This window comes from Microbacterium sp. NPDC057659 (assembly GCF_042799915.1).
Lineage (GTDB): Bacteria > Actinomycetota > Actinomycetes > Actinomycetales > Microbacteriaceae > Microbacterium.
Genome location: NZ_JBHVHU010000003.1, coordinates 204,200 through 225,092, shown reverse-complemented (window position 1 = coordinate 225,092; position 20,893 = coordinate 204,200). Strand labels below are relative to the sequence as shown.

The window sequence follows — 20,893 nt, the reverse complement described above, 5'->3', positions numbered from 1 at the left end:
TCATGCACCGGCGTCCGCTCACCCTGCGCGGCGTGGGGTGCCTGCTGTGCGGCGTCCTGCTCGTGATCGCGGCGAACCTCATCGCGGCGCCCGTGCTGATCTACCTGGCCGTGCTGCTGTTCGCGCTGCCCGTGGTCGCCGCTGTCGCCGTGCACCTGCCGCATCGCAGCGGCACGGTGTCGCGGGTGATCTCGACCGACCTGCTGACGGTCGGCGAGACCTCGCGGGTGACGGTCCGCTTCGACCTGCGGGCGCTGCGCGCCCCCTACGGTCTGTGGCGCGACGAGCTGCCCGCCGCGGTCACCGGCGACGCATCAGGAGAGTACGAGCGCGGCAGCACCTCGCTGCGCTACCAGGTCACGGGCGCGCGACGCGGCGTCTCCGCGCTCGGCCCGCTCCTGCTGCGCACCGTCGACCCGTTCGGCCTCGCGCAGCGCGAGCAGCAGTTCGGCGACACCAGCATGATCACCGTGGTGCCGCAGGTGGTCGCCCTGGAGCCGCTGCCCGTGCGCGTCGGCGCCTCCGGGGGCAGCGCGCACTCCCGGTCCAGCAGACTCGGTCCTGGCAGCGACAACCTGACCCCGCGGCACTACGTTCCGGGCGACTCGATGCGCCGCATCCACTGGCGCGCCACCGCGCACCGCGGCGACCTCATGGTGCGGCAAGAGGAAGAGGAGGCGAGCCCCGACGCCGTCGTGGTGCTCGATCGCGCCGCCTCGCGCTGGGCGCGCCCCGGCATCGCTCCCGACCCTCTGTTCGAGACCGCCGTCTCGCTGTGCGCCTCCGTCGCCGTGCGCCTGGTGCAGGACGGCTACGGCGTCAACGTGATCGACAGCGCCGGGCAGCTGCTCGGATCGCTGCACGGCCACGAGGACGACCGCGACGGCCTGCTGGTGGCCCTCGCCACGGTCTCGCCGCGCGGTGAGTCGCGCGACATCGCCGCGCTGGTGGGCGGGTCGGCCCCGGGCCCGCTCGTGGTCATCACCGGCGCGATCGGCGATGTGGACGCTGACCGGATGCGCCCCGCAGGTGCGGCCGCGCCGATCCTGTTCGCCGCCGGACCGGCCGACGGCGCACTGCCCGCCGCGGCCGCACACGGCTGGCGCACCGCCGAGATCTCCGAAGACACCGACCTGGCGGATGCCTGGCAGGACGTCATCCCGATGCCGGGAGCGCTGCATGGCTGATCCGTCCACCGCCGCCGCACCGCAGAGCGCCTGGGGCGTGCGCAACCCCGACGCGCGTCCCGCTCCGATCGCCCCGGCGCTGCTCGCCGCCGCCGCGACCGCTGTCGCCGTGTGGCCATACACCTCGGCCGTGCAGCCGGGCGCCTGGACGATGGTCGTGCTCGTGGTCATCATCGCCACGGCGGTCACCGGCGTCCTGATGCGGAGGCTGCTCTCCCGCCGCAGCGCCTCCGCGCGCGCATGGACGACGCTCGCCGCCCAGCTGGTGGTGGTCTGCGTCGTGCTGACGACGATGCTGGTGCGCGAGGCGGCCTGGTTCGGCCTCATCCCCACCCCGGCCGCGCTGCGGCTCGCAGCAGCGCACCTCGGCAACGCGTTCCAGGAGGTGCTGAACGGCGTCGCACCGATCGAGGCCACCACGGGGATGGCCGTCCTGCTCGGCTGCACCTTCGGACTGCTGGCAGTGCTGATCGATCAGCTCGTCGCGCTGCGCTGGGTGATCGCCACCGCACTGGTGGTCGCGGTCGTGGGTGCGGTGCCGATGGTCATCGTCAGCGGCGGTGCGAACGTGGTCTGGTTCGTACTCCTCGCCGTGCTCGTGCTGGTGCTGTTCCGGTACGGAGCGCGGCACGACGACCGCGCACCGCGTCGCAGCTCGGGTTCGGTGGCGACCGCCGTCGGCGCCGTCGCCGTGGTCGCCGCTCTGGTGATCGCCCCCGGGCTGCCCGTGTCGGCGACGCTTCCCGGCACAGGGCCGACGGTGCGCGTCGATGCGTCCCTGCGCCTCGGCGACGATCTGCGTCGCCCCGAGGGCGTGCCGGTGATGTCGGTGGTGACCAGCGCGGCGAGCGCCCCGTACCTCCGGCTGGCCACGCTCTCACGCTTCGACGGAGAGATCTGGCGCCCGGACCGGCCCGCGCGGCAGCCGATCGACGACGGCTTCGGCGTTCCGGACTGGTCTCCCGAGGTGAAGACCGACGACCAGCGCACCTCGATCCGCGTCAACGGCATGTCGAGCGCGCGACTGCCGCTCCCCTACGCCGCCGAGAAGATCTCCGGGCTCGACAGCGGCTGGGAGGCGATGCCCGGCAACCGCACCGCCTCGTCGGACACGCGCAACGCGGACGGCTCCGACTACACCGTGACCTCGATCGAGGTGCAACCCTCGCTCGAGCAGATCCGCGCCGCCCGCGCCCGGGGCGCCGACGTCGGGGATGTCGTCGGCGAACTGCCGCCGGTGATCGCCGAGACCGCCAAGGAGGTGACGGCGGGAGCGACGAACGACTACGACCGCCTGATCGCCCTGCAGAGCTGGTTCCGCAGCCAGTTCACCTACTCGCTGGAGACGCCCGTCGACCAGGACTTCGACGGCACCGGCGCCGAAGCCGTGGTCTCGTTCCTCAGCGTGCGCTCGGGGTACTGCATCCACTTCGCCGGCGCCTTCGCACTGATGGCGCACAGCATGGGCATGCCGGTGCGCATCGTGGTCGGGTACCTGCCCGGCCGCGCGACCGATCAGCAGCGCGATGACCGGCCGATCTACCAGGTGGACAGCGACCAGCTGCACTCCTGGCCCGAGGTGTTCTTCGAGGGCATCGGCTGGGTGCCGTTCGAGCCCACCGCGACGCTGGGCGTGCCGACCGAGTTCGCCGCGGCCGGCGGCGGCAACGGCGAGGCTCCCGAGGCACCGACCCCGACCACCGCGCCGACCACCGCCCCCTCCCCGGCGGCGACAGACGATCTGAGGGATCCCGGCGCCCAGGGCGGTGGCATCGGCGGCAGGCAGGTCGCGAACCCCGCACCGTTCCTGTGGACGATGCTCGGGCTGCTCGTGGCGCTGCTGCTGCCCGCGCTGATCCGCCTCGTTCTGCAGTTCGTTCGTCTGCGCCGCGCCTCGCGCGGCGATGCACTGGTCGCGTGGCGCGAGCTGCAGGCGACCATGGTAGATCTGCGCATGCCGGTGTCGGATGCCGACACCGCGCGCAGTCGCGGCGACTGGATCGTGGCCGAGACGAAGGCGGATGCCGCGGACGTGACGGCCCTCGTCCGTGCCGCTGAGCGTGCGGCGTACGCGGAGACGTCGGATCCGGCATCCGGCCTCGGCGGGACGCTGACGCGGGTCGACCGCGCGCTGCGCGCGTCGTCGAGCGTGCCGGCGCGGCTCGGTGCCCGCCTGGTGCCGCGGTCGCTGCTGCCGCGCCGCCGGGACGGCGCGGCGGTCGTCACCGGGAAGTAGAACGCGCCGCGTGCCCCTCGCAGGGCACTGCATCGCAGGTCTCGCAGACCACGAACTGCCTGCGGCAGGAGGGATCGGGGCAGTTCGCGGTGCGCCTGGTCGGCTCGCCGCATCCCGCGCAGGTGCCGATCACTGCGGCGTGGTCGGAGAAGTCGACCGAGCCGCGCTTGTCGAAGACGTACAGCGAGCCCTCCCAGAGTCCGTCGTCGCCGAACCGCTCGCCGTAGCGCACGATGCCGCCCTCGAGCTGATACACCTCACCGAATCCGCGTGCGGTCATCAGGCTGGAGAGCACCTCGCAGCGGATGCCGCCGGTGCAGTACGTCACGACGGGCTTGCCCTTGAGGTGATCGTAGGCGCCGCTGTCGAGCAGGCCGACGAAGTCGCGCGTGGTCTCGGTGTCGGGCACGATCGCGTTCCTGAACCGACCGATCTCGGCCTCGAGCGCGTTGCGACCGTCGAAGAAGACGACCTCATCACCGCGCTCGGACATCAGCTCGTGCAGGGCATCGGGCGTCAGCCGTGCGCCTCCGCCGACGACGCCGTGCTCGTCGACCGTGAGCTCACCCGGCGCCCCGAAGGACACGATCTCGTCGCGCACCTTCACACTGAGCTTCGGGAAGTCGACGCTCCGTCCGTCGGCGTCGAGCCCTGTGCCCTCGCTCCACTTGATGTCGGCGGTCTTGAACGCGGGATGCTCGCGGAACCGGCGCAGCCACTTCTTCACGTTCGGCAGATCTCCGCCCAGCGTGCCGTTGATGCCCTGCGTGGAGATGAGTATACGGCCGCGCAGGCCGAGCAGCTCGCATACATCGCGCTGCCAGAGCCGGATCGCCTCGGGGTCGGCGAGCGGCGCGAAGGCATAGAACAGCACGATCTTCGGGGTGGGCACCAGAAGATCTTAGGATGCCGGGCTGGGCAGGCCCCTCAGGCCGAGAGGCGCTCGCGCAGGCCGTCGAGCTCGCCCTGGGTGAGTCCGCCGCTCAGCAGGTACTCCGCGCTGCCGCCACGGTCGTCCAGCCAGGCCAGCGCTGCCTCGATCGCGGACGGCGGTGTCCCGGTGACGACCTCGATGATCGCAGGCAGTGCAGGCACGCCCATCGCGGTCATCCTCGCCAGCATCCCGTCCGACCATTCGCCGGCGAGGTTCACCTGGCTCGATGCGTAGTCGGCGACGATCGCAGCGCGCTCGACCCCGACCGCGTCGAGCAGCAGCGCCGTGGACATCCCGGTGCGGTCCTTGCCCGCCGTGCAGTGCACCAGAACCGCGGGGTGCGCGGCATCCGGCGGGCTCACGATCAGGCGTGCGACCTCCGCGAAGGCCAAAGGGCTGTGCTGCAGCATCCCGAGGTACAGGTCCGACAGCGTGGGGATGCGGGAGAGCAGCGTCTTCGTCGCCGCCTCGTCCAGCTTCAGCTCGGCGGGCATCGCCAGCGCAGCCTCGAGAATCGACAGCTGGACGACACGGATGTCGCGGACGACGGGCAACCGGTCCGGCGCCTGCGCGCGCTCGATGTCGGTGCGGAAGTCGACGATGACGCCGATCGGGCTCTGCGCGAGTGTCGCGAGACCCGCCTCGGTGGCCCCGACGAGCGCATCCGAGCGGTACAGCACCCCCGACCTCGTCGCACCTCCGTGCCGGAGCGGCATCCCGCCGGTGTCACGCGAGTTGTGGGTTCCGTCGATCCAGGGCGTCGTCACGGTCGTCAGGTTACCGGGGCGGGAGGGAGCCGCGGGGGATTCGAGTCCCTCGCGGAACGGGATTCGAGTCCCTCGCGGCCACTCCTCGCCGCGTGGGGGCCCTGTTGTTCGATGTGCCAACCGTCATCGGAAAAGACCCGAGCCCCCGGGACTTCGTCCTGGGGGCTCGGGTCTTTGGCGGTGACGGCGGGATTCGAACCCGCGGTTGCTTGCACAACACACGCTTTCCAAGCGTGCTCCTTCGGCCGCTCGGACACGTCACCAAGGAACAACCTGAACAGTCTATCCGATCGCCGGGGGTGCCCCGAACCGAACGCCGTACACGCGCACTCCCTCGTCCGACGGGAGCACCTGCATGCCGAGCCGTTCGTAGAACGCACCCGCCCCGGTGTTGTCCGGGTTCATGCCCAGGTGCAGCCCGCCCACGCCGCGATCCGCGAGCTCGGCGAACAGCAGTTCGGTGAGGCGACGCCCCAGACCCATCCCCTGGGTCTCGGGCAGCAGGTCGATGTGCAGGTGCGCCGGGTACTCGGCGGCGTTGGGCTCCTCGTTCCCGCCACGCGCGGCGGCGTACGACATCACCCAGGTCTGCCGCCCGTGACCGGGAACCGGCGGCACGGGGTACTGGCCGACGCGCGTCGGCCACCATTCGTCATGGAACCAGCGCTCGAACGACAGGGTGTCGTCGGTCGCGACGATGTAGCCGATCACCCGCGCGTCATCCGACTCGACGACCCAGCACAGGTCGGGATGCCGCTCCGCGTAGGGCACCGCCCAGATGTCGCCCCAGAGCCGGTCGTCCGAGAGGACGCCCCTGGCGTCCTTGCCGGAGTCGGCCGTCTTGACGCACACGTCGTAGAGACCGTCGCGGTCGGCAGGGCGATAGGGGCGGATCTGCGGCACGGAGTCCTCCTGGGTCAGGCAGCGCGCTCCGCCCGCGGCGGGCGCCGTTCCCAGCGTAGCCAGCCCCACAGCAGCGCGGCGACCAGCAGACTCGCGCCGGCGCCGATGAGGATGCCGCCGACCGTGTCGGTCAGCCAGTGCACGCTCAGCAGGGTGCGTGAGAGCGCCATGGCGGCGGTCCACAGCGCTCCGAGCACCGCGACCCACACCCGCGGTGCGATCAACCACAGCACCACGGCGATCGTCACCGCATTGGCGGTATGCCCGGAGGGGAATGAACCGAAATCGGAGGGCACGAGCAGATCCTGGGGCCGGTCCCGGGCGAACACATGCTTGAGGAGCTGTACGCCTCCGGCGCTCGCGGCGAACGCGACGAGCGCGAACAGGGCCTCATACCAGCGCCGGAGCATCAGCAGGATGGCGGCGATCCCGAGCGGCACGAGCAGCACCGCCCGCCACCCGCCGCCGATCCAGTTGAAGAAGAGCGCGGCGTCGACGAGCCAGGGGCGACGCAGGTCGCCCATGAGGGAGTTCCAGGCGCTGTCGGGCAGCTGCGCGGCCGGCACCCACGTCACCAGCATCCCGAGCAGTACTGCGGCCGCCACGAGGACCCCGCCCATGATCCCCGCCGTGCGCCTGCCCATCGTGCCATTCTGCCCGGTGCGCGGGTGCTGCGCTCGCCTGAGCTTCCGACGGAGGCTCAGGGCGACAGCATCGCGACCGTGCGCGGGCGCACGATCAGCCACAGCGACAGAATCGCCACCACGGCGCACCCGGCCATGACGGAGGCCATCGTGGTGGCGGTGACCCCGGCATCCCGCGCGATCCAGCCGACCACCGGCGAGATGAGCGCGGCGATGCCGTTGTTGCTCGCGCCGAGGATGGACGCCGCGGTGCCGGCGGCCTTGCCGTGCCGATCGAGCGCGAGCACCTGCACGCACGGGAAGCTGAAGCCGCACGAGGTCATGAACACGAACAGCGGGATCACGGTGCCCCACAAGCCGAGACCGAGCTGATCGAACACGATGATCGCCGCGCCCGAGATCAGCAGCATGGCGGTCGAGACGGCGAGCACCCACTGCGGCCCGAACCGGGCGGCCAGGCGTGCCGCTGTCTGCACACCCAGCACCACGCCGAGCGAGTTCACGGCGAACAGCAGCCCGTACTGCTGCGGATCGAGTCCGTGGGTCTGCTGGAACAGGAACGGCGAGGCCGACAGGTACGAGAACAGACCGGAGAAGGTCATGCCACCGATGACCAGCACGCCGAGGAAGACGCGGTCGGTGAGCACACTGCGGTAGCGCTGCAGTGCGGTGCCGGTGCCTCGCTCCTGACGGCGCTCCTTCGGCAGCGTCTCCGGGATGAAGATCGCCGTGGTCACGAGCATGACCGCGCCGTAGCAGGCGAGCACCACGAAGATTCCGTGCCACGACATGACCGTCAGCAGCCACGACCCGATCAGCGGCGCGACCACGGGCGCGACGCCGGAGACCAGGGCGAGCCGCGACAGCATGACCACCAGCCGCCTGCCGCCGAACAGGTCGCGCACGATCGCCATCGCCACGACGCCGCCCGCTGCGGCGCCGACGCCCATCAGCACGCGTGCGCCACCGAGCAGCAGCAGGCTCGGCGCGAGAGCTGCGGCCACGCTGGCCAGGACGTGCAGTGCCGTCACCGCGATCAGCGGCACGCGGCGTCCGACCTTGTCGCTGAGCGGACCCACCACCAGCTGGCCGACGGCGAAGCCGATCATGGTGCCGGTCAGCGTGAGTTGGATCATCGCCGCCGAGGTCTGGAAGTCGCTCTCCAGCATCGGGAACGCCGGCAGATACAGATCGATGGTGAACGGGCCGAGCGCAGTGAGCGCACCGAGCAGGACGATGTACAGCACCCGGCGCCCGGACGGGATCGCGTCGCCCGGGTGCAGCATGACCGGCGCGGTCGCCGGGTCCGGCCCCAGGGTGCGGATCGCGCCGGTGGCGGTCGAGGTGCGGATGCTGCCGGTGATGGCGCGGATACTGCCGGTCGGGGTGCGGTCGTGTGCCACTGCGTTCTTTCGGGAGGAAGTCGAATCGATTCGAGAAAGCCCTCAGTCTATCCGGCATCCCGCGCACGCGATGACCGCCGGGGCCCGTCTCAGACGGTCCCCGGCGGCCTTGCGCGTCGAGCTCAGCCCTTCGTCGCGCCGGCCAGCAGGCCGCGCACGAAGAACCGCTGCAGTGCGAAGAACACGATCAGCGGCACGACGATCGAGATGAACGTTCCGGCGGACTGCAGGAACCACTGGTCACCCCACGACCCGGACAGCGAGTTCAGCGTCTGCATCAGTGGCAGCGAACTCGATGGCGCGAAGATCGTCGCGACCAGCAGGTCGTTCCAGACCCAGATGAACTGGAAGATCACGTACGACGCGATCACCGGCATCGACAGCGGCAGGATGATGCGGAAGAAGATCTGCCCGTGCCCCGCACCGTCGACCCGCGCCGCCTCCATGAGCTCGCTGGGCAGCTCGGCCATGAAGTTGTGCAGCAGGAAGATGGCCAGCGGGATGGCGAAGATCGTGTGCGCGATCCAGACCGTCGCGAAACTGTGGTCGACGTCGCGCATCGCGAGCCCCGGGAAGATCGCCACTCCGTTGATGGTGAGGCCGCGCGAGAACAGGCTGAGCAGCGGCACCAGCGTCATCTGGATCGGCACGATCTGCAGCGCGAACACCGCGACGAACAGGAACCCCCTGCCCTTGAACGGGATCCACGCGAACGCGTACGCCCCGAGTGCGGCGACCGCCACTGCGAACACGGTCACCGGGATCGTGATCGCCAGCGAGTTGATGAACGAGTCGGCGAGCGTCAGCGCCGTGCCGCCCGAGGTCAGCGCCGTCGCATAGTTCGAGAGCGTGAAGTTCGGGTCGACGAAGACGGTCCACCATCCGGTCACCGACGAGTCCGCACCCGGACGGAACGAGGTGACGAACAGACCGAGCGTCGGGATCGTCCAGACCACGGCGATGGCGATCGCGACGATCGTCGCCGTCTTCGAGGTGAGCTTCTTGTGCGCCTCGTTCTCGAGCTTGCGCGTCTGCCTGGCGACGCGCCTGGCCTCCTTGGCGTCGAAACGCGGAGTGGTGTCCACGGTGGCCATCAGCGCTCCTCCCTCTGCTTGCGCAGACTGCGCACGTTGTAGACGATCAGCGGAACCATGAACAGGAACAGCACCACGGCCAGCGCCGAGGAGTGTCCATAGCTCTGGAACCGCTGCTGCTGGTTGACCATCTCGAAGCCCAGCACCGAGGTGTTGGACCGGCCGCCGGTCATGTTCGCGACGATGTCGTAGACCTTCAGCGAAGCGATCGTGATGGTGGTGAGCACGACGATGATCGAGGAGCGGATGCCGGGCACCGTGACGCTCCGGAAGCGCTCCCAGGCGTTGGCGCCGTCGAGCTCGGCCGCCTCGAGCTGCTCGGACGGCACACCCTTGATCGCGGCGGAGAGGAACACCATCGCGAAGCCGGTCTGGCTCCAGATGAACACCGCCAGCAGGCAGAACGTGTTGATGAACGGCGTGGTGTCGAGCCAGGCGACCGGCTGTCCGCCGAACCAGGTGATGACGGCGTTCAGGATGCCGATCTGGTCACCCTCGCGGTAGTCGTAGACGAACTTCCAGATGATGCCCGCGCCGACGAATGAGATCGCCACGGGCATGAACACGAGGACCTTGAGCACCTTCTCACCGCGGGCGCGGTCGATGAAGACCGCATATGCCAGCCCGATGATGGTCGAGATCGTCGGCGCCAGAAGCGCCCAGATCAGGGTGTTCACCACCGACCACAGCCCTTCGGGCTGGGTGAACGTCCAGACGTAGTTGTCCAGTCCGACGAAGTCCTTGCCGCTCTTGTCGAAGAACGACTGGAAGAAGGTCGAGATCGCCGGGTAGATCAGTCCCACGAGCAGCAGGATCGCCGCCGGGGCGAGGAAGATGATCAGCTGAAACAGGTATCCGGCCCCTGCCCTGGCGCGGTAGTCCGCGAAGAACAGCAGCGCCCCTGCGAGCAGCGCGATCGCGACCACGTAGACCACGGCGCCCTGATAGGGCCGCATCATCATGAACGCGATGAACGGGATGATGAAGCATGCTGCCACGCGCAGGATCGTGTAGCCCTTGCCTGCTCGTGGCGCGTACTCGATCAGCACCAGGATCAGTGCGACGACGAGGCCGAAGACGGCGATGACGATGGGGATCTGCACCAGCGGGTTCATGCCGCCGATCCAGACGAAGAAGCTGTTCAGCGAGAAGCCGAGCGACGTGGGCTTCGGGTCCTCCAGCGGCGTGCGCGTGACCATGAACAGGAACAGCGCGACGATGAGCACACCGACGATCAGGGCGACCAGACCGGTGACGCGGGAGGAGTGCCTTCCCTCCTTCGTGTGCGGCGGGGGCGGTGCACTCGACTTCTTCGGGGTGATGAGCGTGCGGGTGTCAGACATGACCCTGCCTTTCTGAGCACGGCGTCGGGCTCTGGATGGGGCCGCCCGCGAAGAGCGGACGGCCCCATCCTGCCGGACTCGAGCCCGTCGTGACTAGTTCTCGTACCCCGCCTGGATGTCCTTCAGGACCTGGTCGGTCGGACGTCCGTCGATCCAGTTGACCATGCCCTTCCAGAACGAACCGGAGCCGACCGTGGCCGGCATCATGTCCGAGCCGTCGAAGCGGAACGTGGTCGTCTTGTCCTGGAGCAGCTTCATGGCGTCGACGAGGAACTCGCTCGAGGCCAGTTCGGGGTCGGCTCCCTTGTTGGCCGAGATCACGCCGCCGAGCTTGACGCGCGCATCGGCCCACTCCGGAGTGGACATGTACTCGACGACCTTCTTGGTCGCCTCGTTGTCGGAGAAGCGCGTGACGAACTCGCCGCCGCCCTCGATCGACTGCTCGCCCTCGGTCATGCCGGGGAGCACGAACGCGTACACGTCGCCGTCGGGGGCGACCTCGGGCGTCTTGCCGTCCTTGGTCTTCACCTGCAGGAAGTTCGCGCTCAGGAACGAGGCCTGGTGCGTGAGGGCGCAGGTGCCGTCGGCGACCTTCGCCGCGACGTCGCCGAAGGCCGTCGCGTTGATGCTCTTCACGTCGCCGAAGCCCGCGTTGACGTACTTCGGGTCGAGCAGGATCTTGCCGGTCTCATCGAAGGCCGTCTTGATCTTCGAGTCGGTGAACGGCACCTTGTTGGCCACCCAGTCGTCGTAGGTCTCGGGGCCGGCGGTGCGCAGCACCATGTCCTCGATCCAGTCGGTGCCCGGCCATCCGGACGCGGCGTCGGAGGCGAAGCCTGCGCACCACGGTGCCTTACCGGTCTTCTCCTGGATCGTCTTGGTCAGAGTGAGCAGCTCGTCCCACGTCTTCGGAACCTCGACGCCCCACTCCTTGAAGCTCGCGGGCTGATACCAGACGTAGCCCTTGACGTTCGCGAGCATCGGCGCGGCGTAGAAGGTGCCGTCGGCGCTGCCGTAGGACTTCCAGGCCTCGTCCCAGTACTCGTCGACGTTCTTCGAGACGGTGTCGGTGCCCTTCTGGACCTCGCCGGTCTCGATGAGCGACTGCAGCAGGCCGGGCTGCGGCACGATCGCGACGTCGGGGGCGGAGCCACCGGTCACCTTGGTGACGATGTTGCCCTCGAAGCTCTTGTCGCCGGTGTACTCGACCTTGATGCCGGTGTCCTTGGTGAACTGCTCGAACGACTGGTTGAGGGCATCCGCCTCGCCGCCGGTGATGCCGCCGGCGATCTTGACGGTCGCGCCCTTGCCGTCGCCGGAGCCACCATCGCCCGGTCCTGCCTCCGCGCAGCCGGACAGGACCAATGCGGCCGCGCCGACCAGGGCGAGGGGAGCGAGAAGGCGGTATCGCTGTGACAAAGCCATGTGATTTCTCCTCTTCGAGTGCTTGTCGATTGCTCGACGGTCGCCATGCGGCATCCGTTCAGGAACCGATTCCAGCCCAACTTATCCGGCGTCGGTACACCGGCACAATGGCGGAACGATTACAACAGGGCAACCATCTGCTCCCGTCGTGGGAGCGCTCCCACAGCCTAACCCATGGAACCGGTTCCGCATGTGCACGTGTTCCGATACGCTGTGGCCGAGCCGTGTGCGGACCGGAGGAACCATGAGCACCATCGCCGATGTCGCCGCCCGCGCAGGGGTCTCCAAGGCGACGGCGAGCCGCGCCCTGAGCGGGAACGGCTACGTCTCGGAGGAGTCCCGCGACCGCGTACGGGCTGCCGCGGAGGACCTGTCCTACGTCGCCCACTCCTCGGCGATGAGCCTGGCGACCGGCCGCTCGCTGTCGGTCGGCGTGATCATGCCCTCACTGGACCGGTGGTTCTTCGCCGAGCTCCTCGCCGGCATCCAGGACGCGCTGTTCGCCGAGGGATACGACCTGGTGCTCTACGGCGTCAGGGAGGGATCGGCCGAGCGCGCACGGCTCTTCGAGCACATCCTGCCGCGCCGCAGGTTCGACGGCATCGTCGCCGTCGGCATCCAGCCCAGCGCGCACGAGCTGGAACGGCTGCTGCAGGTCTCCTCCCCCGTCGTCAGCGTCGGACCGTACAGCGAGGGCACCAGCGCCGTCTCGATCGACGACGCAGTGGCCGCGCGCATCGCGACCGAGCATCTCATCGACGTCGGGCATCGCGACATCGTGCTGCTAGGCGGGCGGGCGGATGCCGCGACGCATGCCGTCGGCGACAAGCGGCGCTTCGACGGCTACCGCGCCGCGATGGTCGCCGCGGGCCTGGAGCAGCATGTCAGACAGGCATCCGGCCCACCCACCATGCCGGGTGGCTACGAGGCCGCAGTGCGGGTGCTCGGCGACCGGCGCAACAGGCCGACCGCCTTCGTCGGCATCTGCGACGAAGCCGCGATCGGCGGCATCGTCGCCGCCCGACGGCTCGGCATCGCCGTGCCCGCCGAGCTGAGTGTGATCGGGATCGACGATCACGAGCACGCCGAGATGTTCTCGCTGACCACCGTCCGGCAGCATCCGCGGGAGCAGGGCGCAGCTGCGGTGCGGCTGTTGCGCGAGCGGATGGATCATCCGGATGCCGCTGCCCGGCAGACGAACCTGCCGATCGAACTGGTGGCGCGATCGTCGACGACGGGGCTTCGCTGACCTCAGCGCCGCTGAGCCCGCCGACAGGCTCCTGGGACGCAAGAAGGCCCCGGGATCTCTCCCGGGGCCTTCGAAAGCGCGGTGAAGCGGAATTACTTCAGGGTCACCGTGGCGCCGGCCTCCTCGAGGGCGGTCTTGGCGGCCTCAGCGGCCTCCTTGTTCGCACCCTCGAGAACGGGCTTCGGAGCGCCGTCGACGAGAGCCTTGGCCTCGCCGAGGCCCAGCGAGGTCAGCTCGCGGACGGTCTTGATGACCTGGATCTTCTTGTCACCGGCGGCCTCGAGGATGACGTCGAACTCGTCCTTCTCCTCCTCGGCCTCGGCGCCGGCAGCGCCACCGGCAGCACCGGCGACGGCGACCGGAGCAGCAGCGGTGACCTCGAACTTCTCCTCGAACGCCTTGACGAAGTCGTTGAGCTCGACGAGGGTCAGGCCGGCGAACTGCTCGAGCAGCTCCTCAGTGGTGAGCTTAGCCATGATGTATCTCCTAGATTGATGGGGTTTTGGGGTAAAAGATCACCAGGCCGCTCACGCGGCTTCGGCGGTCTCCAGCTTTTCGCGAAGCGCGTCGATGGTGGCGGCAGCCTTGCCCATCGTCGCCTTCATCATGCCCGCGGCCTTCGCCAGCAGAACCTCACGGCTCTCCAGCGAGGCGTACTTGTCGACCTCGGCGGCGTCGAGGGCGTTGCCCTCGAAGATGCCGCCCTTGATCACGAGAAGCGGGTTGGCCTTGGCGAAGTCACGCAGGGCCTTCGCGGTGGCGACGAAGTCGCCGTGCACGAACGCGATGGCCGACGGACCCTTGAGGTCGTCGTCCAGAGCGCTGATCCCCGCGTTGTTCGCGGCGATCTTGGTCAGCGTGTTCTTCACCACGGCGTACTCAGCGTTCTGACGGATGCTGTTGCGCAGCTCCTTGAGCTGGGCAACCGTCAGACCGCGGTACTCGGTCAGCAGAACGGCGTTAGAGTCCTCGAATGACTTCGTGAGCTCTGCGACCGATGCATCCTTCTGCGCCATGGTCACTCCTTGATGTGTACGAGATGCCTCACGGAGGTGGGACATCGACCTTGACTCCGGCCCGCATGAAGAAAGCTCCGGCGCAAGCGCACGGAGCTCTGAAATCTGATCTCGCACACCTGCGCGGGCCCCTGCGATGCAGTGCTTCGATCGCCTCGCGCTTTCGCGCACGACGATGACCGGCGGTCTTCGGTTGCTCCTACTCTAAGGCATCCCGGGTCACCACCCAAATCGAGGCGACCGCCGGGTGGGTAGTTCTGCCCATCGCCCGACTGTATGGCGTCACCTACGGTGGACAGACGCCCATCCCGGAGGATCGGAGGACTCCCATGGTCGACGTCAGCATCGATTACGACAAGGTCGAGACGACACGGCGCACACTCGGAGACATCGGGGACGTGCTGTCCTCGTCGACGGACGCCGTCAGCGACGTCCCCTCGGGCGCGGTCGCACAGGCGGAGCTGCGTGATCGGCTGCAGGACATGGGTGACTTCTGGGGGAACAGCCTGCGCAAGCTCTCCGGTTTCGCCAAGGACGCTGCCGGCGGCCTGGACGGCGTCGTGGAGGCCTTCCGCACGCTCGACGAGGAGATCGCGGCATCGATGGAGTCCGAGGAGGGAAGCGCATGACCTCGTACCCGGCTCTCGGATTCGACCCGGCGCCCGGCGACCTCACGACGATCGAGGGCCTGGTCGACACGCTCACGCGCGCCGTCGACGACGTCGACGACTCGCTGACCGTCATGAGCGGCGGTGACGACAGCGGGTGGATCGGCGAATCCGGCGACGCATTCCGCTCGACACTCGCCGAGGACTTCCACCCTCAGCTCAGGGACTCCGGCGAAGCACTGCGCCTGTCCCGCAACGCGCTCCAGACCTGGGCGACGCAGCTCGCAGGCCACCAGTCCGAGGCCCGACGGCTTGAGCAGGAGGCCGCGAGCGCGCAGTCCAGCGTCGCGACCAAGTCCACGGCGGCGACGCAGGCCAAGGCCGCCGCCGATGCCGATGACGCCGCACCGGATGCTGCCGGCGACGCGGACGACGCGTCTCGCGCGCTCGAACTCGCGCAGGGAGAGCTGGACGGGATCATCAGCCGGGCGCAGGATCTCAAGCGCAGGGTGGACGACGACGCCTCGACGACCGCCGGACTGCTGGTGGCCGCACGATCGCCGCTCGAGGCATACCAGGAGAGCGGCTGGTCGTCCTTCATGGGCTTCCTCGGGGACGCGGCCGAGGGACTGGGCGAGTTCATCCTCGACGACCTCATACCCTTCCTCGAGGATGTGCTCCGCTTCATCGCCCCGATCATCTCGATCGCCGCGATCTTCTTCCCGGCCCTGGCTCCCCTCGCCTTCGGAATCGCGCTCGCGCTCGTGGCGTTCGACGGCATCCAGGCCCTGACCGGACGCGGTTCGTGGGGCGACTTCGCGATCGGCGTGCTGGGGATCGCCGTCGGCGCTGCCGGCGGCGCCGCCATCCGCAGCGCCTTCGGCGCCGGGAACCAGATCCCGTTCGCCATCAACCTCAACCGCATGATGCCCGCTCTGGCGGGCGGCGGATCTGCGGCGGGCAGCCTCGCCGGCTCGCTCTCGCTGAACTTCAAGACCATGATGGCGAACGCCTACTGGCTGGTCGACAGCACCAAGAGCATCTACGACAACGTCAACGGCTACTACGACGAGGTGGAGAAGCACTCGTGAGCACCACGACTTCACCGCAGCGCATCTGGCAGGCCATGCCTCAGGGCTGGATCGAGTTCGTCGCGCAGGGCGCCGATGCGCAGGCATCCTGGTGGGAGGACTACCTGCGCAGCGGCGAGGGGTGGCTGCCGGACGACGCCCGGGAAGCCCTGACCGCGGGATACCAGGCAGGATGCGAGTTCTTCCGGGACAAGGATTTCGATTTCGCCGGTATCGCGATCGCCCTCGGCGAGTCGCCGTTCGTCGCTGTGATGTGCACGAGGGTCATGCCCGCGACGAGCGCAGAGGCCAGGAGGCGCGCTCGCGGACTGCACGTCCTGTTCCCGGCCCTGAAGTTCGGCGAGGAGCCGCGATCCGAGCCGTTCCAGACGGAGGACGGCCGCACGGGGACCGTCACGACGGCGATGGTGCGAGAGGGCGGGACTCCGGTCATCGTGGCCGTGGGCGAGATCGCCCTTCCGGACGACCGGGGTGACGTCCTCGTGCTCGGCCTCTGCACCGACCCCGACCAACGGGACTACATCGGGCTGCACGCGGCGTTCGCTCTCGCGACCACGCAGCTCGTTCCCGACGGAGAACGTCCGTCACCGGCTGCAGGTGACGTCGAGGCAGAATCGATTGCATGAGTTTCCACTTCGTGCTGCCTGACTCCCGGCCCCTCCTCGCGGGGCCGACCGACGGAGACGGGCGCACTCCCGGAGACCCGATCCGCCAGCTCCGACGCGATTACGACCGCATGTCGCGCGTCGGCATGGGCGCCCTCGCCATACTCGCCCTCGTCCCGTTCGGCCTCGTCGCGACGATCGGCGTGCCGTTGATGGGCGGCCGCCTGACACCGTTCGACATCGCCATGGCCGTCATCGGTGCGATCGCGCTGATCGTCGGCGTCTGGATCCTCATCCGGCTGCACAGGAGCGGCCGTCGGATCCTGGTCGCGCTCTCGCGTCTGCTTCGGGAGCCGTACCGCAGCGGTGCACTCCCCCGCACCGCCGCCGGCTGGGTGAACGCCCGCACGGTGAACTTCGAACCGCCCGTCCTCACCCGCATCATCACCTCGTCGCTCCTGGGCCTCACCGGCCTCATCGGCCTCGGCATCATCGCGTACCCCGGCTTCTCCCAGGCGCCCTCCCTCTACACCACGCTCGTCCTGTGGGGCGCGGCCTGCTTCCTGACCGCCGCCGGGCAGATGGGCGGCGTCATGCACCTGGTCTCCGGCGTCGCCGAGCAGGATCCGCTCTGGGTGCGCATCCGCGACAGCCTGCGCCGCTCCTGACCACACCGGCGGCGTGTGCGGAGGCGGATGCCGGAGGGCAGGGGTAGCCTCGTGAGGTGACCCCGGAACTCGAAGCGCGTATCGTCGCGGACTCCCGCGATCGGGTCACCTGGCTCCGCGCCCGGGCGCGAGGCATCACGGCGACGGATGTCGCGGGGCTCTCCAGCGAGGCGTCCATCGCACGCGCCGCCGACTCCAAGCTCGGTGCCGGCCCCCGCTTCGGCGGCAACGCCTACACCGACCACGGCCGCAGGCGCGAGCCCGAGATCGCCGCCTGGGTGGCCGCGACCCACGGCATCCTGCCGTCGTCCGCGCTGTTCTGCGCAGAGGTCGAGAAGCGGCACCTGGCCACCCCCGACGGGATCGTGCAGGAGGCGGACGGCCGCGTGCTGCTCGCCGAGATCAAGACCACGAACAAGTCGTGGCGCTCCATCCCCCGCACCTACCTGCGTCAGGTGTGGTGGCAGCAGCACGTGCTCGGCGCCGAGCGCACGCTGTTCGTGTGGGAGGAGCACGACGACTTCCGCCCGATCCACGACGAGCCGAAGTCGGTGTGGATCGATCGCGACGACCGCGAGATCGGTCGCCTCGTCGGCCTCGCCACGCGCCTCATCGACGAGCTGTACCACCGCACCACCGGGCAGCGCCCTCCCCAGCAGGCGCCCATCGCCGCCAGCGGCCGCGAGGCGCTGCGTGAGCGCGACATGTTCCGCGCCCTGGCGCTCAGCGACTGACGCACGGCATCCGGCATCCGGCATCCGCATCCGCATCCGCGACTGAACCACTTGGCGGCGACCGAACCACTTCGCTTCGACCGAACCACTTCGCTTCGACCGAACCACCTATCGACGTCGATAACCGGTGCACTCGTCGGCAAGGGGTGCACTCGGCGGTGCGGCACACGTGCTCCACAGATCGAGCAACCGCATGGGCGCTCCACAGGGCGGGAAGATCCGTGGAGTAAGAGCCGTCCCCGGGCCCCAGGATGTCTGGATGCGCAAGTCCGTCGCCGAACTCGCTCCGCTGATCCGTTCCCGTCGCATGATGCTGACTGACGGCTGGACCGAACGCACCCTGCAGAGCGCGGTGAAGACGAAGAGGCTGCACGTCGTCCGTCGCGGATGGTACATCGAGGGTGAGGAATGGAATGGGTTCTGGCCTGAAGAACGGCACCGCGCGCTGGTCATCGCGGCCACTCGGGATGCGCGGACGGACGCGCCGGTCTGTCGCACTTCGGCCGCAGTCCTGTTCGATCTGCCGTTCTACCACCTCGACCCGCGATGGGTGCACTTCATCTGCGGCCCCGACAGCCGGAATTCCAGCCGCGGCGATGTGAAACGGCATCCAGAGCCTCTCGGCCCGTTCGACACGGAGATCATCGACGGGATACGGTGCACGACCCTGTCCCGCACGGTCTTCGACCTCATCCGGGTGCTGCCGCTGGAGGCAGCGGTCGCCGTTGCGGATGCCGCGGAGAGGCAGATGGCGCAGCGCGGCCGCGAGTGGGACCTCGATGCCGTCGAGTCCTGGCGCATGGGGCTGGCCGAGCGCATCGCGGAACGGCCGGGCATCCGCGGCATCGCGCAGGCACGTTGGGTGGCGGAATTCGCCGACGGGCGAGCGCAGCTGCCGGGCGAAAGCGTGAGTCGACTGCAACTGCATCGGCTCGGGTTCGCCCCTCCGCGACTGCAGGTGCCTGTCCCAGGTCCACACGGCAATACCTTCTTCGTCGACTTCGGGCTGGACGACGCAGACAGCTTCGGAGAATTCGACGGCGAGACCAAGTACCGCGACAAGGCGAAGCGCAACGGCAAGTCCATCGACGACGTTCTGATCGACGAGAAGGAGCGCGAGGACTGGATCCGAGGGACGACGGGCCGTGGGTTCGTCAGGTGGAAGTCGCCGCATATCCTCACCGCGCGCACACTCGGACAGCGCTTGGCCGCGTTCGGCGTGCGAGCGCCGTGATGCGGCATCCGCGACTGAACCACTTCGCTACGACCGAACCACTTATCGACGTCGGCAAGGGGTGCACTCGCCGGCAAGGGGTTCACTCAGCGGCAAGGGGTGCACTCGCCGGCAACGGCAGGGTCAGCGCAGCGGCGCGAGCGCGCTGCTCGCCTCGGCGGCGACCTCCGCGGCGATCGCGTCGAGCAGCGGGGAGCGCAGGTTCCACTGCTGCCAGTACAACGGGGTGCGGGTCGCCGGGCCGCCCAGATCGACCAGGCCTTCCACCCCCTGCACGAGGGGGATGAGCGCCCAGCCCAGCCCGAGCCGCACCGCCTGCGCGAAGTCGTAGGACGCGGGAACGTAGTGCCGCGGCACCGACCACGGATCGACCCCGTGCGCCCGCAGCCAGTCGTGCTGCAGCTCGTCACGCCGGTCGAAGTCGACGAAGGGCGCGCTCGCCAGTGCCTCGGCCGTCACGCCGCCCGGCATCCACCGCTCGAGGTACGCGGCTGTCGCCATCGGTCGGTACTCGAGCACGCCGAGCGGCTCGACGCGGCATCCGCCGACCGGGGTGCTCTCCGAGGTGACCGCCGCCATCACCTCGCCCGACTCCAGCAGGCGGGCGGTGTAATTCTGGTCGTCTCGGTGCAGGTCCACGTCGATGTCGTGCTGTCGCGCGACCCGCGCGATCGGCGCGAGGAACCAGGTCGCCATCGAGTCGGCGTTCACCGCCAGCGGCACGCGCACCCGCGTCTCCCCCGCTTGGTCCGGCGACAGCCCGAAGGCGGTGATCGTGTCGTGCTCGAGCAGCGCCACCTGCCGCGCCAGTCGCACCAGCGCCTCGCCGGCCTCGGTGGCGCGCACCGGCTTGGACCGCACGACGACGACCCTGCCGAGCTGCTGCTCGAGGGCCTTGATCCGCTGACTGACCGCGGACGGCGTCACGTGCAGTCGTCGTGCGGCCGCGTCGAAGCTGCCTTCGTCGATCACGGCGGCGACGGTGGCGGCGAGCTGGGCATCGATCTGCACATAAGCGATGCTAATGCTCATGCAGTTCTCTTCGCTGGAGTTCATGCGACCACGCGCCTAGCGTTGATCCGTGCTCACCCTCCTGTCCGGCCTCGGCCTCATGTACTCGCTGATCATCGCCGTCGGCGCGCAGAACGTCTTCGTGCTGCGCCAGGGCATGCGTCGAGAGCACGTGCTGCCGGTCGTGCTGATCTGCGCCGCATCCGATGCCCTGCTGGTGCTGGCCGGCACCGCGGGACTCGGCTACCTCGTGAACTCCGCCCCCTGGCTGATCGTGGTCGCCCGCTGGGCGGGCGGGATCTCGCTGGTCGCGTACGGGATCTTCGCCGCTCGCCGTGCGTGGGCGGCGACGGGCGAGACGCTCGTCGCCGACACCGAGGCGGATGCCGCGGGCATGGCCTCCGGCGACGGAGGGGTGAGGACCGCCACTCGACTCGCTCCCGTGATCCTCGCCACGCTGGCGTTCACCTGGCTGAACCCGAACGTGTACCTGGACACCGTCCTGCTGATCGGCGGAATCGCCGCCACGCACGGCGACCAGCGCTGGCTGTTCGCCGCCGGGGCGATCGTCGGCAGCATCACCTGGTTCTTCGCGCTCGGCTACGGCGCGCGCTACCTCGGCCGCTGGCTGCGCACGCCACGCGCCTGGCGCATCCTCGACACCGCGATCGCCGTGCTTCTGGTCACGATGGGCATCGCACTGGTGGTCCCGGTCTTCACCGGCTGAGCACGGAGCCGGGG

General features: G+C 69.2%; 21 protein-coding genes and 1 tRNA gene. 10 read left to right on the top strand and 12 right to left on the bottom strand.

Annotation, left to right across the window (positions count from 1 at the left end):
• Positions 1-2 precede the first annotated feature (2 nt).
• Both ACFVAE_RS15765 and ACFVAE_RS15760 read left to right on the top strand, forming a co-directional pair.
• A complete protein-coding gene (locus ACFVAE_RS15765) occupies positions 3-1,187 on the top strand; it encodes a DUF58 domain-containing protein (RefSeq protein WP_378894125.1) in 1,185 nt (394 codons plus the stop codon).
• A complete protein-coding gene (locus ACFVAE_RS15760) occupies positions 1,180-3,423 on the top strand; it encodes a transglutaminaseTgpA domain-containing protein (RefSeq protein ID WP_378894123.1) in 2,244 nt (747 codons plus the stop codon). The genes ACFVAE_RS15765 and ACFVAE_RS15760 overlap by 8 nt, the downstream gene beginning before the upstream one ends.
• On the opposite strand, the gene ACFVAE_RS15755 is transcribed toward ACFVAE_RS15760, so the two are convergent.
• The 9 genes from ACFVAE_RS15755 to ACFVAE_RS15715 form a co-directional block, all read right to left on the bottom strand.
• Positions 3,410-4,315, bottom strand: coding sequence for a rhodanese-related sulfurtransferase (locus tag ACFVAE_RS15755; RefSeq protein WP_378894121.1), 906 nt, complete (start codon positions 4,313-4,315; stop codon positions 3,410-3,412). The two genes, ACFVAE_RS15760 and ACFVAE_RS15755, sit on opposite strands and share 14 nt — an antisense overlap.
• Positions 4,316-4,350: 35 nt before the next feature.
• Positions 4,351-5,124 (bottom strand): tyrosine-protein phosphatase, encoded by a 774-nt coding sequence (locus tag ACFVAE_RS15750; protein WP_378894118.1) that lies wholly within the window; start codon positions 5,122-5,124, stop codon positions 4,351-4,353.
• A gap of 175 nt (positions 5,125-5,299) precedes the next feature.
• Positions 5,300-5,387 (bottom strand) — tRNA-Ser (locus tag ACFVAE_RS15745).
• 19 nt (positions 5,388-5,406) lie between these two features.
• The gene (locus ACFVAE_RS15740; protein ID WP_378894115.1) at positions 5,407-6,027 is read right to left on the bottom strand and encodes a GNAT family N-acetyltransferase; all 621 of its coding nucleotides are present in this window, start codon (positions 6,025-6,027) and stop codon (positions 5,407-5,409) included.
• 14 nt (positions 6,028-6,041) lie between these two features.
• Positions 6,042-6,671, bottom strand: a complete 630-nt coding sequence (locus ACFVAE_RS15735) for a phosphatase PAP2 family protein (RefSeq protein WP_378894112.1) — start codon at positions 6,669-6,671, stop codon at positions 6,042-6,044.
• Between the two features lie 56 nt (positions 6,672-6,727).
• Positions 6,728-7,957 carry a multidrug effflux MFS transporter gene (locus tag ACFVAE_RS15730; protein WP_378894428.1) on the bottom strand — a complete coding sequence of 410 codons (1,230 nt, stop codon included), beginning with the start codon at positions 7,955-7,957 and terminating at the stop codon, positions 6,728-6,730.
• A gap of 239 nt (positions 7,958-8,196) precedes the next feature.
• Positions 8,197-9,168 carry a carbohydrate ABC transporter permease gene (locus ACFVAE_RS15725; RefSeq protein WP_378894109.1) on the bottom strand — a complete coding sequence of 324 codons (972 nt, stop codon included), beginning with the start codon at positions 9,166-9,168 and terminating at the stop codon, positions 8,197-8,199.
• On the bottom strand, positions 9,168-10,511 hold the full coding sequence (locus ACFVAE_RS15720; RefSeq protein ID WP_378894107.1) for a carbohydrate ABC transporter permease: 1,344 nt from the start codon (positions 10,509-10,511) through the stop codon (positions 9,168-9,170). The genes ACFVAE_RS15725 and ACFVAE_RS15720 overlap by 1 nt, the downstream gene beginning before the upstream one ends.
• 93 nt (positions 10,512-10,604) lie before the next feature.
• Positions 10,605-11,936: an ABC transporter substrate-binding protein gene (locus ACFVAE_RS15715; RefSeq protein WP_378894104.1), complete on the bottom strand. Its 1,332-nt coding sequence runs from the start codon at positions 11,934-11,936 to the stop codon at positions 10,605-10,607.
• Between the two features lie 244 nt (positions 11,937-12,180).
• Here ACFVAE_RS15715 and ACFVAE_RS15710 point away from each other — a divergent pair, with 244 nt between their 5' ends.
• Positions 12,181-13,185: a LacI family DNA-binding transcriptional regulator gene (locus tag ACFVAE_RS15710; protein ID WP_378894101.1), complete on the top strand. Its 1,005-nt coding sequence runs from the start codon at positions 12,181-12,183 to the stop codon at positions 13,183-13,185.
• A 92-nt stretch (positions 13,186-13,277) separates the two neighbouring features.
• On the opposite strand, the gene rplL is transcribed toward ACFVAE_RS15710, so the two are convergent.
• Positions 13,278-13,661, bottom strand: coding sequence for a 50S ribosomal protein L7/L12 (rplL, locus tag ACFVAE_RS15705; RefSeq protein WP_157310551.1), 384 nt, complete (start codon positions 13,659-13,661; stop codon positions 13,278-13,280).
• Between the two features lie 51 nt (positions 13,662-13,712).
• Positions 13,713-14,201, bottom strand: a complete 489-nt coding sequence (rplJ, locus tag ACFVAE_RS15700; RefSeq protein WP_116241817.1) for a 50S ribosomal protein L10 — start codon at positions 14,199-14,201, stop codon at positions 13,713-13,715.
• 329 nt (positions 14,202-14,530) lie between these two features.
• On the opposite strand from rplJ, the gene ACFVAE_RS15695 reads away from it, so the two are divergent.
• The 6 genes from ACFVAE_RS15695 to ACFVAE_RS15670 all read left to right on the top strand — a co-directional run bounded on the left by ACFVAE_RS15695 (position 14,531) and on the right by ACFVAE_RS15670 (position 19,141).
• Positions 14,531-14,830: a hypothetical protein gene (locus tag ACFVAE_RS15695; RefSeq protein ID WP_378894098.1), complete on the top strand. Its 300-nt coding sequence runs from the start codon at positions 14,531-14,533 to the stop codon at positions 14,828-14,830.
• Positions 14,827-15,900, top strand: a complete 1,074-nt coding sequence (locus ACFVAE_RS15690) for a hypothetical protein (RefSeq protein WP_378894096.1) — start codon at positions 14,827-14,829, stop codon at positions 15,898-15,900. The genes ACFVAE_RS15695 and ACFVAE_RS15690 overlap by 4 nt, the downstream gene beginning before the upstream one ends.
• On the top strand, positions 15,897-16,526 hold the full coding sequence (locus ACFVAE_RS15685; RefSeq protein ID WP_378894094.1) for a hypothetical protein: 630 nt from the start codon (positions 15,897-15,899) through the stop codon (positions 16,524-16,526). Before ACFVAE_RS15690 ends, ACFVAE_RS15685 begins: the two co-directional genes overlap by 4 nt.
• On the top strand, positions 16,523-17,173 hold the full coding sequence (locus ACFVAE_RS15680; protein WP_378894092.1) for a hypothetical protein: 651 nt from the start codon (positions 16,523-16,525) through the stop codon (positions 17,171-17,173). The genes ACFVAE_RS15685 and ACFVAE_RS15680 overlap by 4 nt, the downstream gene beginning before the upstream one ends.
• A 56-nt stretch (positions 17,174-17,229) precedes the next feature.
• Complete coding sequence (locus ACFVAE_RS15675; RefSeq protein ID WP_378894091.1) at positions 17,230-17,907, top strand: YqaJ viral recombinase family protein; 678 nt, start codon at positions 17,230-17,232, stop codon at positions 17,905-17,907.
• A gap of 259 nt (positions 17,908-18,166) precedes the next feature.
• Positions 18,167-19,141 (top strand): hypothetical protein, encoded by a 975-nt coding sequence (locus ACFVAE_RS15670; RefSeq protein ID WP_378894089.1) that lies wholly within the window; start codon positions 18,167-18,169, stop codon positions 19,139-19,141.
• Positions 19,142-19,264: 123 nt separating this feature from the next.
• Here the strand turns inward: ACFVAE_RS15670 and ACFVAE_RS15665 are convergent, their stop codons facing one another.
• Positions 19,265-20,152: a LysR family transcriptional regulator ArgP gene (locus ACFVAE_RS15665; protein ID WP_378894086.1), complete on the bottom strand. Its 888-nt coding sequence runs from the start codon at positions 20,150-20,152 to the stop codon at positions 19,265-19,267.
• A 70-nt stretch (positions 20,153-20,222) separates the two neighbouring features.
• Here ACFVAE_RS15665 and ACFVAE_RS15660 point away from each other — a divergent pair, with 70 nt between their 5' ends.
• A complete protein-coding gene (locus ACFVAE_RS15660; RefSeq protein ID WP_378894083.1) occupies positions 20,223-20,879 on the top strand; it encodes a LysE/ArgO family amino acid transporter in 657 nt (218 codons plus the stop codon).
• Positions 20,880-20,893 lie beyond the last annotated feature (14 nt).